The organism is Streptococcus chenjunshii (assembly GCF_003086355.1).
Classification (GTDB): Bacteria; Bacillota; Bacilli; order Lactobacillales; family Streptococcaceae; genus Streptococcus; species Streptococcus chenjunshii.
This window is the reverse complement of the sequence record NZ_CP031733.1, coordinates 637,458-653,823: the sequence shown is the minus strand read 5'-3', so window position 1 is coordinate 653,823 and position 16,366 is coordinate 637,458. Positions and strand designations below refer to the sequence as shown.

17 protein-coding genes are annotated in these 16,366 nt (G+C 43.4%); 1 reads left to right on the top strand and 16 read right to left on the bottom strand.

All coding sequences use genetic code 11. The features are described 5' to 3' along the window. Position 1: 1 nt before the first annotated feature. From DDV21_RS03355 to DDV21_RS03320, 8 genes are all read right to left on the bottom strand, one after another. The gene (locus tag DDV21_RS03355) at positions 2–556 is read right to left on the bottom strand and encodes a YutD family protein (protein ID WP_116877903.1); all 555 of its coding nucleotides are present in this window, start codon (positions 554–556) and stop codon (positions 2–4) included. A gap of 178 nt (positions 557–734) precedes the next feature. Next, a complete protein-coding gene (locus DDV21_RS03350) occupies positions 735–2,072 on the bottom strand; it encodes a bifunctional metallophosphatase/5'-nucleotidase (protein WP_116877904.1) in 1,338 nt (445 codons plus the stop codon). 98 nt (positions 2,073–2,170) lie between these two features. After that, positions 2,171–2,419 carry a DUF3923 family protein gene (locus DDV21_RS03345; RefSeq protein ID WP_116877905.1) on the bottom strand — a complete coding sequence of 83 codons (249 nt, stop codon included), beginning with the start codon at positions 2,417–2,419 and terminating at the stop codon, positions 2,171–2,173. A 155-nt stretch (positions 2,420–2,574) separates the two neighbouring features. After that, positions 2,575–3,654: a SepM family pheromone-processing serine protease gene (locus tag DDV21_RS03340; protein WP_374936032.1), complete on the bottom strand. Its 1,080-nt coding sequence runs from the start codon at positions 3,652–3,654 to the stop codon at positions 2,575–2,577. Further along, positions 3,632–4,132 (bottom strand): pantetheine-phosphate adenylyltransferase, encoded by a 501-nt coding sequence (gene coaD / locus DDV21_RS03335; RefSeq protein ID WP_116877906.1) that lies wholly within the window; start codon positions 4,130–4,132, stop codon positions 3,632–3,634. The genes DDV21_RS03340 and coaD overlap by 23 nt, the downstream gene beginning before the upstream one ends. Beyond that, positions 4,122–4,661: a 16S rRNA (guanine(966)-N(2))-methyltransferase RsmD gene (rsmD, locus tag DDV21_RS03330; RefSeq protein WP_116877945.1), complete on the bottom strand. Its 540-nt coding sequence runs from the start codon at positions 4,659–4,661 to the stop codon at positions 4,122–4,124. Before rsmD ends, coaD begins: the two co-directional genes overlap by 11 nt. A 96-nt stretch (positions 4,662–4,757) precedes the next feature. Continuing rightward, entirely contained in the window at positions 4,758–5,750 is a 993-nt protein-coding gene (gene asnA / locus DDV21_RS03325; RefSeq protein ID WP_116877907.1) for an aspartate--ammonia ligase, read from the bottom strand. Positions 5,751–6,253: 503 nt separating this feature from the next. After that, complete coding sequence (locus tag DDV21_RS03320; RefSeq protein ID WP_116877908.1) at positions 6,254–7,339, bottom strand: MmcQ/YjbR family DNA-binding protein; 1,086 nt, start codon at positions 7,337–7,339, stop codon at positions 6,254–6,256. A 127-nt stretch (positions 7,340–7,466) separates the two neighbouring features. Here DDV21_RS03320 and DDV21_RS03315 point away from each other — a divergent pair, with 127 nt between their 5' ends. Further along, positions 7,467–8,348, top strand: coding sequence for a sulfite exporter TauE/SafE family protein (locus tag DDV21_RS03315; protein ID WP_116877946.1), 882 nt, complete (start codon positions 7,467–7,469; stop codon positions 8,346–8,348). A gap of 402 nt (positions 8,349–8,750) precedes the next feature. Here DDV21_RS03315 and DDV21_RS03310 read toward each other — a convergent pair whose 3' ends face one another. The 8 genes from DDV21_RS03310 to DDV21_RS03280 form a co-directional block, all read right to left on the bottom strand. Then, complete coding sequence (locus tag DDV21_RS03310; RefSeq protein WP_116877909.1) at positions 8,751–8,972, bottom strand: ATP-binding protein; 222 nt, start codon at positions 8,970–8,972, stop codon at positions 8,751–8,753. 169 nt (positions 8,973–9,141) lie between these two features. Then, the gene (locus DDV21_RS11875) at positions 9,142–9,558 is read right to left on the bottom strand and encodes a CPBP family intramembrane glutamic endopeptidase (RefSeq protein ID WP_241964696.1); all 417 of its coding nucleotides are present in this window, start codon (positions 9,556–9,558) and stop codon (positions 9,142–9,144) included. Between the two features lie 510 nt (positions 9,559–10,068). Further along, the gene (locus DDV21_RS03300; RefSeq protein ID WP_116877910.1) at positions 10,069–10,584 is read right to left on the bottom strand and encodes an HXXEE domain-containing protein; all 516 of its coding nucleotides are present in this window, start codon (positions 10,582–10,584) and stop codon (positions 10,069–10,071) included. Between the two features lie 96 nt (positions 10,585–10,680). Then, complete coding sequence (locus tag DDV21_RS03295) at positions 10,681–11,154, bottom strand: GNAT family N-acetyltransferase (protein ID WP_116877911.1); 474 nt, start codon at positions 11,152–11,154, stop codon at positions 10,681–10,683. Positions 11,155–11,774: 620 nt separating this feature from the next. Then, positions 11,775–12,395: a class I SAM-dependent methyltransferase gene (locus tag DDV21_RS03290; protein WP_116877912.1), complete on the bottom strand. Its 621-nt coding sequence runs from the start codon at positions 12,393–12,395 to the stop codon at positions 11,775–11,777. 60 nt (positions 12,396–12,455) lie between these two features. After that, entirely contained in the window at positions 12,456–13,022 is a 567-nt protein-coding gene (locus DDV21_RS03285; protein WP_116877913.1) for a GrpB family protein, read from the bottom strand. Between the two features lie 69 nt (positions 13,023–13,091). Next, positions 13,092–13,301, bottom strand: coding sequence for a hypothetical protein (locus tag DDV21_RS11730; RefSeq protein WP_117288062.1), 210 nt, complete (start codon positions 13,299–13,301; stop codon positions 13,092–13,094). Between the two features lie 412 nt (positions 13,302–13,713). After that, complete coding sequence (locus tag DDV21_RS03280; protein WP_116877914.1) at positions 13,714–16,365, bottom strand: valine--tRNA ligase; 2,652 nt, start codon at positions 16,363–16,365, stop codon at positions 13,714–13,716. Position 16,366: the final 1 nt, after the last annotated feature.

The following is a 16,366-nucleotide window of genomic DNA, read 5'->3' as shown; positions in this document are numbered from 1 at the left end:
TCTAGTCTTCCTTTTTTCTAATAACAAAATGCCGTTTAGCCGGTGTTTCTTCTCCTGTTTGATCGGACAGTCTTTGGGAATGCCTGCGTTTTTGGCTGAATGGCCTTTTAGAAGGCATCTTATGCCTGCCTTTAGATTTAACTCTGTGTTCCGCTGATTCGGCTTCAGACCTGCTGGAAACTCTGTGGCTTCTTTCATCTGCAGCTGTCTTAGGCTGGGGATTTTCGAGAATAAAATAAGCACAGCCAAAATTACAGTATTCTTTAATATAATCAGGCAAACGCGAAATCGGAGTGCCTTTTTTCTGCGGTTTGCTGTCCTTATAAAATCCTTTCAAACGCAGCTGTTCATTCCCCCAGTCACCGACAATATAATCATATTTTAATAAAATTTCTGAAAAACGCTGACTGAATACCTTAGGATCAAAGGCATTTTTTTCATTTTCTAAAAGAAGAAATTCGGCATCATCGCTTTTAACACGGTCAGCAAAGACCATGAACTGCGGACCGGGAAACTTATTATAATTATACATTTCAGGAGAAATTTCTTTTCTCATACCCACTCTCCCCAAGATACAAAGGCTGTGTCAAATCCGTATGAAAAGGCGGCCGGTAAAGTAAGGAAAGAGACAGACCCCTATATTATAAGGTCCCCACACTCTCCAATTCCCAAGTTCGGACTAAAATTGAAGCACGGATTTTCATACAGCTTTGTTCTGTTTTTACAACTCTTTTTTATCTTTTTAATTGTCTGATAAGATATTTTTCAAGCACTTCTCTTAATAAATCAGGAAAAAGAAACTCTGCCTTTTGTTCTTTTAATTTTTCAAAATAAGAGGCAAAATAATACTGATCTACTAAAACAAGAGTCAGCTCATCATTTTCTATAGCAGCTTCTTTATTATACACTATTTTGCCGTTTTTGTAAGTAAAACCTTTCGTCATTAAACGGCCAAACCGCTTCCCGCGAAAACCCATTCCGCGAATTTCCTGACCGGCCAGTAAGGCTTCTTTGGCAAAAATTTCCTGACAAATTTCCGTCATTTCCTGCAATGTCAGCTTAAACTTGATCAGGCGCATTTGATGGGGCAGCGAATGATGCAGAGAGTCTTTGGTAAAACAAGCAGAAAAAGGGCTGACAATCAATCCGGTATTAATCAGGACAAAATCGCTCTTTGCATACGTCTGCATAGCTGTCATCAGTAAATCTGCGGATTCTGACAGACTTAAATCGCGGGGAAAATCAGCTAGCTTTTGCTGGCGCAGACAGCGGCGTCCAGCCTCAGTATATTCTGCAAGCCATTTTTTATCAGCTGCTAAGCTGGGCAAGTGGCGGGTCTCATGCGCCAAAATAGTGATATCAGAAAGACGGTGGTCGGTAAATGTCAAATCAATTTCACCAACATGCTCACCGTACCTGCCGGCAGCAGCCAGATAAGTCCCCTTTAAGCTGGCTCCTTCTTCAAAAACATGATGAGTATGAGCCCCGACGATTAAATCAATCTCCGGCATAGTCCGGGCGATTTTTTCATCCAGACGTATCCCTAAATGGCTCAGCAGAATGCGAAAATCAGCTGACTGTACCTCCGGCAGCAGCAAGTCCCGCTGCAGACAGGCAAGCGGTTCAGCAACATTCCAGCCATTGGGTTCATAAGTCCAGTAATAGGGGAAGGTATAGGCTAAAAAAGCAAGCTTGGTGCCAGCTGCTGTCGTGACTATCTCATAGGGACTGGCCCAGTCCGGACGCCCATTAGCATCGGTCAGATTCCCTAAAATAACCTTAAACTCTGCTTTTTCATACAGCCGGTTGAGTTCCGCTTTTGACAGACCGATTCCTTCATTATTGCCAATTGTAGCAAAATCGACTCCAAGTTCATTCATTAAGGCAACATTGCTTTGACCTGAACTGACTTCAGTCATTGGATGACTTTTATCAACATTGTCTCCAATATCGAGTTTGATGACCTGACTGACGGACTCAGATTTTTCTGTAAAAAAACGTTTAATTTTAGGAAAGGCTTCAAAATGCGAATGCAAATCATTGATATGCAAAATTTTAAGCTTTTCAATCATAATGCTATTATAACACTTCCTTTTCAAGAAGCGAATTTAAAAAGGCTATGCAAATGAAAGAAATCCTTTCTGACCGGTATCCAGTCCACTCAGGTCAACTAAGCATTTTCAGTCCTTTTTCTCAGTTTTTTTAAATAAGCATGCAGCAGATAAGCCAGCCCCTGACACATCCATACAAAAGCATAGCATAAAAGCCAAGCTAAAAAAGTCAGCCATTTCCTTTCATCAGTTTGGAAAATCCCCTGACTGTCAACTATCCTTAAAAAAATCAGCATGCTGACATCCAAAAAAATAGCCAGCAGGATAATATTAAACAATACGATGAACCATTTTTGCCGTTTTGACATCTTGCCTCCCAGATCAGTTAAAATGTATTCCTACTATTAATTTAACCAGCGGGACTTAATTGAAACTTAACGGTTTGATACAAATAAGAGAGCAGATTAACATTGATGGCTTTGAAATCACAATGTTTATCCGCTCTCCATTTTGCCAATGCATTTTACTGTTTTAAATAATCGATTGCTTCCTGAACGTTGGTGACAGGAACAATTTTCATCTTTGTTCCTATTTCCTTAGCTGCAGCAACAGCTTGCTCATAGTTGGTCTTAGCCTCTGGGTCAGCCTTTAAAACAGCTTCTTCCACAGGATTATCAGGAACAAAGAAGATTTCAGCTCCGGCTTGATCGGCGGCTACCACTTTCAAAGCAGCTCCGCCGATATCACCGACCGATCCGTCCTGTTCTATCGTCCCAGTTCCCGCAATAACACGGCCTTTGCGAAGGTCTTCATCGGTCAGCTGATCGTAAATATCAAGCGTAAACATCAGACCGGCACTCGGCCCGCCGACTCCGTCTGTCGAAAAGACAATATCTTTGTCGGTCCTAACCTCTGTATGATCCACAAGGCCGATACCGATACCATTTTTGCCGTTTGACAGTTTAATAATAGTTCCTGTTGCTTCCTTAACTTCATCATCAGATATATACTGGACCGTCACCTGTTCGCCAAGGCTAAGGCTGCTGACATAATCAATTAAGTCCGCTGAACTTTCAAAAGTCCGGCCATTAACGCCGGTGACAGTGTCAGCCAGCTGAAGGATTCCCTTAAAGGTGGAATCCTCATTAACATTGAGCACATAAACCCCCATGTAGTCCAGACTGACCTCCTCACCCGCCAATGTCAAAGCTTGGTAGACAGCATTATTCTGTGAGGTCTCCATATAAAACTGATTCATTCTGATATAGTCATCGTTGCTATAGCCGCCAGTTGTTTCCTGCATGCTGGTAATTTCCGTAAAAGGTGTCAGCCAGCCATAGATAAGCTGGGCCAAAGTTGCCTGACTCATACTGACTGCTACAAAATTATAAGAACCCGCTTCATCATCCTTGCGGTCATCAACCGTCAAAACAGAGCGGATATCATAGGCACCTCCCGGCATTTCCAAATAGTAAGGGAGCGGCACAAAAAGACTAAACAGCAGCAAAAACGCAGCAATGGCACCGATAAGCCACCATTTAAAGCGTTTGGACCAGTCTCTGAATAATTTTAAATTGTAACTAAAGACTTGTAAAATCTTCACTTTTTTTCTCCACCTCTTTCACAACGCTTCCCGGAACAAAGGCTGAAATATCTGAGCGAAAATGGATTAATTCACGGATACGGCTGGAGCTGATATAAGTCACTTCGGCAGGAGTCAGGAAAAAGACTGTATCGATAGTCTCAGACAAATGCCTGTTAAAAAAAGCCAGCTCACTTTCATATTCCAAATCACTGCCGTTTCTTAAGCCCCGTACCAAGTGTGTCACGCCTATCTGTTCAGCTATATCAACAGCCAAAGAATCATGGGCAGTAATCACCTTGACATTCTTAAAATCTATCAGCGCTTCTTCGAGCATGCGCCTGCGTTCCGGCACTGTAAAAAAGCCGGCTTTATCCTTATTATAGAAAAGGCCGACATAAAGTTGATCAAAAAGTCGGCTGGCACTTTTGACAATGGCCAGATGACCGTTTGTAACTGGGTCAAAAGACCCTGCAAATAGTCCAATTTTACTTGACATATACTGTTACCTTACTGATTCCGTATCTTTTTTGCTTCTGCATTTCAATTTTTCCGATTGTTTCCGGCAGTTCTACTGTTTTCTCAGTCTCACAGACCAGAACTGCTCCTTCTGCCAAGAGCTCTTTTGCTTCCAAAGCAGCGATAGTTTTGACTATGGTCTCTTTAGCGTAGGGCGGATCAAGAAAAACAAGATCAAAATGCCCGCTAAGCTGCTTTAAAGCCTGTAAAGCCGGCAGCTTTAGCAATGTGAACCGTTCTGCTTTTTGTGTCATCCTAATATTAGCAGCAATAACAGCTTGTGCCCTGCGGTCTTTCTCTACCATAACGGCTTCTGTCATTCCGCGGGATACTGCCTCAATAGCAAGACCGCCTGAACCGGAAAAAAGATCCAGCACCCGGCCGCCTGCAAAGTAGGGACCAATCATATTAAACACAGCCCCCCGCACCTTATCAGAAGTCGGACGTGTTGTTTTTCCCGCAAGCGTCTTTAATGGACGCCCGCCAAATTCACCGGCAATAATTCTCATAATGTTATTATTATAACAAAAAATACCCCTTTTTTCTAAATAAAGAAAGAGGCCGTGCTTGCCTCTGCCTGTCATTTATATAAAACAGCTCAATGCTCACAAAATATTGTCATAAGTATCGCGGACTTCCTGCGGCCAGACAGAAGTCTGCACCTCACCGATATGTTTTTTGCGCAGCAGAAACATAGCCATACGCGACTGTCCGATACCGCCGCCAATCGTCAATGGGAAGAACCCGCGCAGAAGTGTTTTATGCCAGTCGAGCTCCAACCGATCCTCATCTCCTGTAATCACAACCTGACGTTTAAGCGCATCTTCATCCACACGGATACCCATTGAAGAAAGCTCAAAAGCAGAGCCCAGTTCTTCATTCCAAACTAAAATATCCCCATTGAGCCCCTTGTAGCCATGTTCAGTCTCACTGGTCCAGTCGTCATAGTCCGGAGCACGTCCGTCATGAGGCTGCCCATCCGCTAAAATACCGCCAATACCGATTAAAAAAACAGCGCCGTACTCTTTAGTGATCTCATTTTCCCGCTCTTTTGGCGTCAAATCCGGATAACGCTCAACCAGCTCTTCAGAGTGAATAAAAGTAATTTTCTTAGGCAGGACGGAATCAATATCATAACGGGCTTCGACAGCCAATTCTGTCAGACGGATAACTTTATAAATAGTCTCGACAGTCTCTTTCAGATAGGCTAAGTTCCTGCGGCCATCCGGAATCACCTTTTCCCAGTCCCACTGATCAACATAAACAGAGTGGATAGAATCCAAAGACTCTTCATCGGGACGAAGTGCCTTCATGTTAACAACAAGTCCTTCTCCTTCATTAAAACCAAAACGTGCTAAAGTATGGCGTTTCCACTTAGCCAGAGAATGTACAACTTCAAAAGTAGCATCCGGAATCTTAAGCACATGAACGGAGACAGGATTTTCAATACCGGACAAATTATCCTGCATTCCATCGCCGACCCGGCTTAATATAGGCCCCTGCACCTCAACTACATCAAGTTTGTCAATCAAATATTGCGTAAACGTATTTTTAACAAAAGAAATCTCCTCCTGCTGATGAATAAAACTTTTTTTCATACACTCCTCCACTAAGATACAAAGGCCGTGAAGAACGCAAAGTAAAAATAGGAGCCTGACCGCCGAGTCACTAAAGACTCAAGGGAGGGCTATCTTTTTTACACAGCGTTTAGGCCGTGTTCAATTCCAACAAGATACAAAGGCCGTTAAGAAATCCGTATGAAAATAGGGACTGACAAGTGATGCAAGCATCACGCTGGCAGGCATCTTTTTCACTAGGTTTTTAGGCCGTGTTATCGCTCTACTGTAAGCAATCATTGTCAATTAAATCAATAAAGACAAATGTCTTATTATCTGTCTTGCTGCTAAAAAACAAGATAGAGTTATTATACACTTCTGACAGGCAAAAGAAAAGCCTTTTGGCATATTTAGCCGGCTTTTGCAAAAAGGTTGACTGACATTTGCTTTTTTAATTGCCCTACTTCACCTGAAAAGATACGGCAGCATCGTATTCACTGCGCTGAAAAATCGGAAAAGCTTCCTAGACGGAACTGCCCATTCTTCTAATCGCTAAGGGTCTTTTTCACCTTATCCACCAGCTCTTTAGTCATCCGCCGTGCCCCGCGAATATTAGTGACACCGTATTCTTTCAAGACCGGACTGGCAAAAAGACTGTCCGGAAAACGGGTCAGCAGTTCAATTCGCATAAGTTTCTTGAGTTCAGGGCGGTCAGGATGGCTGTCGTTAGGGATGTCAGCCTCTAAAACCCGGCAGAGATAGCGAAGAGAGCGTACAGGTGCTGTGATGTAAATACCAACATAGTCACCTTTTTTTATCGATGCTTTTTGAGTCCAATGAATCACTTTATGGGCCGCCAGTTCAGCATCAATATCGTAGTATTTAGGGTTGGCAGGAATCAGCCAAAAATCGGGTCCGTCAGAACGGCCTAGATTTCCTCGGCCTGTTAGCTCTCGGCTTTTATCTATTAAGGTAAAAAGCAGGCTGTCGGATACCTGTTCATCGAAAACAATGGAAACCCAAGATTTTTTATTCATATGATAAGAAGGATAGATTCCCGAAAGAGTCAACAGATCCTTCATATCAGCAGCTTCCGTTTTCAAATTGATGATTTCGATTTCCTCGTCCAGCTCTGCCTGCTGCCGCTGTTCTCTGCCCAAATCCAGCTTATTGCGGGTAACAGTCATAATCAGACCGTACCATTTTCGGTTCAAAGGATTGCGGTAGGCGGTGAAATCAGGATACTTAGCAAACGGGTGATCGTATGAATCGCCATACTTATTTTCAATATAGTGAGCCAGTCGGTTAGCCTGTTCTGTCACAAAGGGTAAATCTTCATAGCAATGAGACGCCAAATCTTCTAAGATTTCCGTATAAGCAGCCCGAACCCGGCTGGCAAAAGAGCCTGCCTGCTGGTCTGCCCGCAAGGCTGGATAATCATCATCCGTATCTGTATCAAGTACACGGCCATGGATATCCCCTTCAGCATCTATGACTATCTGTGCTTCAAAACTGTCATCCATAAAGCGTTTCCGATAGCGATAGCTCCTGCCTTCCTTGACAAAGCCAAAAGGCAGGAGATTTTTAACGATAAGGCGTTTTTTCCTGAAAAATTCTGACTCTAAAGACATGATGGCTTCTTTCCTTTTTCTTTTTATTATACCAAAAAGGAAAGAAGGCTGCTTTAACAGGGAAATAATCAGGTGGAAAAAGGCTCTGTATATTTACTTAATGGCTCTAATCTACTATAATAGGTCTATGGCAAATCAATTTATTCTTCGCATGATTCAGCTGCTGCTGGTCAGTTTAATTATTTGGGTGGTTTACCTGATTCTCCGGAATGCCCGCAGACATCGTGTCCGCTTAACCGATAAATTTTTTACCGGCTTTGGAATCGGTCTTGTTACTGATTTACTGGACACACTGGGAATTGGAACCTTTGCTACGACAACGACTCTTTTTAAGGCTACGCAGCTGGTTAAAGACGATCGGCAAATCCCAGCGACTATGACTACAGCTCATGTCATTCCTGTTTTGGTTGAGGCCCTGTGTTTTATCACCATTGTTCAGGTGGAGCTGACCACTTTAATCTGTATGGCTGCTGCGGCCTTTTCGGGGGCTTTTTTTGGAGCCCGGCTGACCAAGAACTGGAACACCCAGAAAGTACAGCTGATTTTAGGCATTCTGCTGATTATCGCAGCGTTTTTCATGGTTTATCGCATGCTGACCAACCCCGGGGCAGATATCGCCAATAATATTCGCGGACTCTCAGGCATCAAATTGCTTATCGGCGTTGTTTTTGACTTTATCATCGGCATGCTGATGAGCATGGGACTGGGAAATTATGCGCCCGAGCTGATTTTCTTCTCGCTGATGGGAATCAGCCCAGCTGTCGCCCTTCCGGTTATGATGCTCAATGCAGCCATGATTATGATTGCTGGCTCCAAACAATTTATTGAATCTGGCAGAGTACACTGGCCCGGAGTCTTAGGTATTACCATTGGCGGTGTTATCGGTGTTTTAATCGCAGCGTTTTTCTTGACCAGTCTGGATATCGATAAGCTTAAAATTTTAGTTGTTTTTATTGCTCTTTATACAGGGCTGCTGCTGCTACGTTCTGGTCTTATCCGCGCCAAATAAATTTTCTCAGAACAGATCAGTATTCTAAAAAGAAGCTGGGACAAAAGAAGATCACTGAAAAAGTCTGCGAAAGAAAAACCAAGCCGGTAAAAAACGAATGATTTATACTAGTCAAACGGGACTAAGTTTATATCGTTCGTTTTTTAATTTGTTTTTATTGATTTTCTATCAGTTTGTTTGTTGGTATTTTCACTGAGATGACTTTTCAGCGGCCTTGGACAAAAGTCCTGCCTCGTTTTACTTTTTTTAACAGTTCCGTTTGCGCAGCAGTTGATTAGGAAGGCGGGAGGGCAAATCGAAAGCGTCACTTTATGACGATTTCCCGATTGTTGTCCCACTTTTCTTTTTACAATGCTAAAAAACAGCAGTATCTGCACTAACTTTGTATGAGGCAGCTGCTGATCAGTCCGAAAGCGGAAAGGTTAAAATAAACTGTGTTCTGTAGGGAGGAGCAGGCGGAAACTGCAAGTAAATCTCTCCGCCGTGTGTCTGCATCAGCTCTTTAGCAATCATCAAACCTAAACCAGAACCGGAAAACATTATTAGAACAGAGTTTTTTAAAAATAAAATGAGAAAAACAAGGATTAAAAACAAACTGATGAAATTTTTAATTGCATTTTTCATATCAGAGATTCCTTTCAGATATAGTATTACAACCTTTCTTTATACAGGTTCAGACTAACATCAGCTTCCTTTAATATTTGTTGTGACTGAAGCTGCCCGATATTAAAATGCAAAAAAAAAACAGTTCTTAGCAATGACGCAGAACTGAATCCTTTAGTACATTCTTTATTTAGCTTGTTTTTCTATGTTTATTAGCCAGATAGCAGATTAAAACAAGACTAAAAGACAAAATCTGAGCGGCTCCAATCCTGATAAACAAAAGTTCATCGCTGCCGCCTACTGACCATACATGAAGCATATTGATGATAGTATTATTAAAAAAATGATCGGCCATCCCCATATAGAGACTGTCAGTCAGCTTAGCCATCAAAGAATATCTAAAACCGACAAGAGCGGAAACAGCTGCCAGCAGTGCCGCATTAACTATCATCCCCGCTGCATTGACCTCACCATCAAAAAAATTTCGTATTGGGCCAACAATATGCCACAAACCAAAAAGAAGAGCGGAGAAAACAGCAGCAGTGATAAAACTGTACCGTCTTTCAAACAGTTTTTGAAAGAGACCGCGAAAAATGCCTTCTTCCATGATAACATTGTGATATTGCCAATCATACAGATAAGAAAAAAGAGAATGCCGCTTTCTTTACCTAGGTTTTTATCAAAACCGAAACCGCTGACATAAATGTCAAGACCTGAAAATCTCCCCTGACTAAGTAAAAGCCAAATCTCTATACTGTAGGCAAAAATAAAGACCAAGGCAGCAAAACACAGACCACAGCAACTATTCCTGAGAATGCCTGTCTTAGCAAATCCTATGCCCTGCCAGCTTAACTGGCAATACTTAAGGGCAAGTGCAAGGACAGCAATGCCAGCCAGTTTATGAATAAAGGCCTCATTCCAAAAAGTCTGATCTGTCCGCAGAATAAAGTAATCTAATAAGCGGCAGAAAAAGCAGAAAAAATAAAGAGCAAAAACAGTTAAATTCGCGTTTCGATAAGCAAAGGTCATAAACTCCTCCAGCAGAAAAATCGTTCCGTTACTAGAAAGGCAGCTCCTTTTAGGTGAATGCGGCCAAAAAGCAGCGCACTTTTGAACTTCATCCGGAACGCAGCCACTGTTCAACATTTGCAGCTTGGCTGTGGAGGAAACGCAAATTAAGCAGCAGAGCTGCAAAAATACTGATTGTCAAAAGAAACAAAAGAGTCCAATTAAGGGATTGAGAAAAAATAAAGACAGCAATAGTCATTAGAATTACAGGCATGGTTAAAACAGCCGTGATACTGCCAGGCACCCAAGTACGAAAAGCAACAGCCTGAGCGATATGTGCAAATAAATGCAAAGTATGATCTAATGTGATTGCCAAAACTAATTCCGGCAGACGAAGAACAATCCCCGCAAATAAAAGCAGACTAGCCAGAAAAAACTCTTCTAAAATTAAAGCTGCTAAAGTTTCCGAAGAAAGGTAATGTGCCTTTCCCGCAATAAACATTTCCTTAGCAAATTTGGGGTCATCACCTTTCTTGTCAATCCAAGGACAAACTCTGATAATCTCTTCAAATTCATGAAGCATAAAAAGTACAATATTAAGAAAGGCCAATAAAGATAAGGTCATTCCTATTCCTCCTATGTCTTATTTAACCGAAGCGGCAGATTCATCTGCTGTCTCTCCTATACAGACTAAATTGCAGGCAGACTCTGAAAACAGCCGTTACAGCCGGCAAACCATGACAAAATCCTCCTGATTTTGCTTAAAAACATGAAACCCCAGCTGACGGTAAAGATGAACGGCTGGATTAGCTTTTTGAACAGACAAGGACACTTTGCAGCAGCCTCCTTTTTTGAGACTGGCCAGAAAAGTCTCCAGTAAGACCTTTCCTATGCCCTTACCGCGATAAGCAGGCAGCAGCGAAACCGACAGTGACGGTGTCTCATCATCAATATGACCATAATCGGCCATTATCCGTACCCAAGCAGCACCTACAACCTGCCCCTCTGCTTCTGCTACCATTGCCTGATCATGCGGTGCTTTGCCAAAATCTTTGATATAGAGCTGCAGCTCCGGCAGTCGAATAATCTTCCTGTCGGGTGCCGGAAAACCTTCCGGCACAAAAATAGCCTGATAAAGAAACTCCTCTAAAAGCGGATACTCTTCTGGGAGCATGGGGCGAATCATAAATGACATACAGCCTCCCCTCCTTTTATCAAAATACAAAGGCCGTTAAGAACGCAATGGGAAAATAGGGAGACTGACGAAGAAACTTTAGTTTCTAGGAAGTTTTATACTCACAGAGCAGCCACACTCGTAAGTCGCCAACGCTTCCAACGATTGTGTCTCTTTTCCCCTCAGCATTTAAGTCGTGTTCAATTCACAAGATACAAAGGCCGTGTAAAAATCCGTAGGAAAATAGGGGATGGCAAGTGATGCCTAAGCATCACGATGACAGCCATCTTTTTCACTAGGATTTTAGGCCGTGTTCAATTCCAACAAGATACAAAGGCCGTGTAAAAATCCGTAGGAAAATGGCGGTAAGTCCGAAATCTGTGATTTCGCAGACGCACCCCTGCCAAGACGACTAGAAGGGTGCGGTCGGCTGCTAAGACGGCAAAGCCTTCAGACGTCCACGGCTGGCGGTAAGTCCGAAATCTGTGATTTCGCAGACGCGCCCCTGCCAAGACGACTAGGAGCGGACAGAACTCCAAATTATAAAGCTCCTTACTTCCTAAATTCTGGCTTTCGGACTGTTTACCCCGTCTCATAACCACAATTACCTTTTTCACAAGCTTTTTATATTCACAGTTACATCAGTCTCTGTTTTTTCGCCAGCTAAGCAGATAACGGCAATAGAGGCCTTGTTTTAATTTGGCTCCTTTCAGTTCCGCCTTTAGCAGCTGCCGAACCGCCTTCATACTCGGGTAGTCATAGAGAACTGGAAGGCCTATAGCTTCGCTGCTAAGCATATGATGTTTGAAACGGCTCAGTTTGACGGGAATAACTCTGCCTGCTTCGATCAGCCAATCCATAATAGTTGCTGGTTTGGCCAGCCCAACAATTAAAAGCTGACCGTTCGGCTTGAGCAAACTAATCGCCTTTTGAATAGCTGCCGACATATCCATATGATGCAGAGAAGCAACAAATACCACAGCATCAAATCTTTCGTCAGCTACAAAATTTTCAAAATAACTGTGGTAAAAGCGCAGATTTTTCTGCTCCTTGGCGCTTTCTTCCGCTCGCAGAATACAAGGCGCAAAAGAATCAAGGCCAACTACCGTATGCCCTTGCTTTGCTAGATACAAGGCTAAACTCCCATCACCGCAGCCCACATCTAAGACCCGCTGCTTTGTATCAGACAGGTGCCTGCTAATCCAAGAAAAATAGGCAGTATTGTGATTCCAGTAAGAATGATATTGATGAATAACCATCATATGCACCTCTATTCAAACGCAAATCTGCTGAAATCAGTAAAATCAAAGATTCCTCAGGCATCAATTTATCCTGGCAGATTCACTTTTCCCTAACTCAGTATACTGTCTGATAAAGTCAGTTTTTGCCTCTGTGTAACCATCACGGTTATGTTCAAAGTTTTTCCAAAGCGACAGTTTTAAACGCTCATAATCTTTGGCAATCTCTGGGTGCCTGCATAAATAGTCACGAAAATACAGTTCATCACAGTCACCGTACAGGCGTAAATGCAGATGAAAAACACGTTCTGCAAAACCAGCTTCTGTGTAGCCTTTATTAAGTACTATGCGCCCTTCACTCTCATTCATACAGCGCCAGCCATTAGCTAGCAGAAGTTCTTTTACCCGCTTAAGAGCACAGCAGTCTTTCACTTCCAGCATGATATCCACGATATCCTTAGCCCAAATCCTAGGAACAGCCGTACTGCCAATATGGTTGATTCTAACAGCTAAATCGCTTGGCAACAAAGATAAAATAGCATCTTTTTCCTCTTCGTACCATAGCTTCCAGTCTTCCTTATGCGCCACCAAAAAGATAGGAAAAAGCTTCCAAAGCTCTTCCAGACTCATAGCCTCTAAGTTCTTGCTCATTGCTGCGGTTCCTTTCTAATCCAAAAACGAAATAAATGAACCCTATTCATCTCTTTTGTCATGAAATTGTTAAACCAGATTTAATCTCATTAATTTCAATCCACGCACCCGCGAAGGGTGCGACGAGAGGGTGGAGAGTTTCTGGTTAAAGCGGATAGGTTTCAATCCACTAACTTGTGCTTCTTTCTTTGCTTTTTGAGCCACATTGAAGGAGTGCTCTTCTAAAGACTGTTTTTCTCCTGACTCACGGTCATAGTGCGCTAATATTATATTTTTCATGTTTTATACCTGTTATTTATGTTTGGCAGTACTAATAGCTTGATTATACCATACATTCCTATTATTTTGTAAGCGGATACATTTTATTGTGAAATAAGCTGCAAGCTATCTTTTAATGATGCGGCAAAAAATTAATTGTATTTATTATACCAAAAGATGCAGCCTTTCAGTTCTATTCTCATATATGAAAATAAGCTGCAATATTTTTCTGTTTATACAAAAACCAAGCCCAGCTGTGAGCCGGACTTGGTTAGGAGATTGATGAAAACTCCAAAGGTCCGGAGAACCTTCGGAGCCTAGTGCCCTGAAAGACAAAAGCACTAGGAAGTTTTTGGATTCCTATCGCTAGGATATTTATAGTATACAGAGCTTTCCTTAAGTGAAGCTGAAAGTTTTCTTTCAAAAACATAATTTACCCCACCAGCTTTTCCATCTCTTCAATGCGTTCTTGGGTCGCGTCGTATTTGGCTTGGTAGTCGGCTTGTTTTTGCCGTTCTTTCTCGACAACTTCCGGTTTGGCCTTGGCAACAAATTTTTCGTTGCCCAGTTTTTTGCCGACAATATCCAGCTCTTTCTGCCATTTGCTTAATTCTTTCCTGAGTCGGGACAGTTCCTCATCAACATTGAGGAGGTCAGCCAGCGGCAGGAAGATTTCAGCACCCGTAATAACACTGGACATTGCCAGTTCCGGTGCCTCGATACGGCTGGAGATTTCCAGATGTTCCGGATTGGTGAAGCGCTTGATATAGCTGATGTTCTCTTTGAAGAAACGTTCCAGTTTACTGTCGCTTGTTTTGATAAGGATGGTAATAGGTTTGCTTGGGGCAGCATTGACCTCTGCCCTGCTATTTCGCACCGCACGAATGAGGGCTTTCAGGCTTTCGACTCCAGAATGCGCAGCATCATTGTCAAAAGCTGGATCAACAGTTGGATAAGCGGCTGTTACGATTGAGCCTTCAGCGTATTGGCCAAAAATTTCTTCGGTCACAAAAGGCATGATAGGGTGAAGCAGGCGCAGGATCTTATCCAAAGTATAAAGCAGAACAGAGCGTGTGATGACTTTTTCATCTTCATTGTCACTGTAAAGCACTTCTTTAGTCAGTTCCACATACCAATCGGCAAACTCATCCCAGATAAAATTATAGAGGATATGGCCTGCGACGCCAAATTCAAATTTGTCAAAGTTTTCAGTCACTTTTTCAATTGTCTTATTTAGGCTGTGGAGAATCCAGCGGTCTGTCACATTACCGGCTGTGCCGGCAGCGGCTTTCTCCGCATTGGCAGCAGCTTCGCTGAGAGTCAGCCCGTCATTATTCATGAGAATGTAACGGGAGATATTCCAAATCTTGTTAATGAAGTTCCAGCTAGCATCCATTTTTTCATAGGAGAAGCGGACATCCTGCCCCGGAGCAGAACCGTTAGAGAGGAACCAGCGCAGGGCATCTGCACCGTACTGATCGATAACATCCATGGGATCAATTCCGTTGCCAAGCGATTTGGACATTTTGCGGCCCTGTTCATCGCGGATAAGACCGTGAAGCAAGACATTTTTGAAAGGTCTGCGGCCGGTAAATTCCAAAGATTGAAAAATCATACGCGATACCCAGAAAAAGATGATATCATAGCCTGTGACAAGGGTTGACGTTGGGAAGTAACGCTTGAAATCTTCTGACTCTGTATCAGGCCAGCCCATGGTTGAAAACGGCCAAAGGGCAGACGAAAACCAGGTATCAAGAACATCTTCGTCCTGTGTCCAGCCATCTCCCTGAGGAGCTTCCTCGCCGACATAAATATCTCCATCGGCATTGTACCAAGCAGGAATTTGATGTCCCCACCAGAGCTGGCGGGAAATCACCCAGTCATGAACATTTTCCATCCATTGCAGGAAGGTGTCATTGAAACGTTTTGGGTAAAAATCAACTCTGTCATCGGTTTCCTGATTGGCAATAGCATGCTTGGCCAGCTGATCCATCTTAACAAACCATTGGGCAGACAGACGCGGCTCGACCGGAACACCTGTACGCTCTGAATGGCCGACAGAATGGACATGTTTTTCAATCTTGACAAGGGCACCGATTTCTTCCAGTTTAGCCACCGTTGCCTTGCGGGCCTCAAAACGATCCATACCGGCAAATTCACCAGCCAACTCATTCATGGTGCCATCGTCATTCATAACATTGACCTGTGGCAGGTTATGGCGCTGGCCGACTTCAAAGTCATTGGGGTCATGAGCCGGTGTGATTTTTACTACACCCGTGCCAAACTCAGGATCAGCGTGCTCATCTGCCACGATAGGGATTGCTTTATCGACAATCGGCAAGATGACATTTCTGCCGATTAAATCCTTATAACGCGGATCCTCCGGATTAACAGCGACAGCCACATCGCCAAACATGGTTTCAGGACGAGTGGTCGCAACTTCTAAAGCGCGCGAACCGTCTTCAAGCATGTAGTTCATATGGTAGAAGGCACCTTCTACGTCCTTATGGATAACCTCAATATCTGACAGGGCTGTTCTGGCAGCCGGGTCCCAGTTAATGATAAATTCACCGCGGTAAATCCAGCCTTTTTTATAAAGCTCAACGAAGACCTTGCGGACAGCTTTTGACAGCCCTTCATCAAGGGTGAAGCGCTCACGCGCATAATCAAGAGAAAGACCCAGTTTCCCCCACTGCTCCTTGATGGTGGCCGCATACTCGTCCTTCCATTCCCAGACTTTATCCAAAAATTTCTCACGGCCCAGATCGTAGCGGGAGATCCCTTGCCCGCGCAGACGCTCCTCAACCTTGGCCTGAGTGGCAATCCCTGCATGGTCCATCCCCGGCAGCCAAAGCGTGTCAAAGCCCTGCATGCGCTTCTGACGGATGATAATATCCTGAAGCGCCGTGTCCCAAGCGTGCCCCAAGTGGAGTTTACCCGTCACATTGGGCGGAGGAATCACGATAGAATAAGGCTTGGCCTTCTTATCGCGCGACGGCTTAAAAACATCTTGGTCCAACCAAGTTTGATAACGCCCAGCCTCAACCTCGGCCGGATTGTATTTAGGTGAAAGTTGTGTTGACATA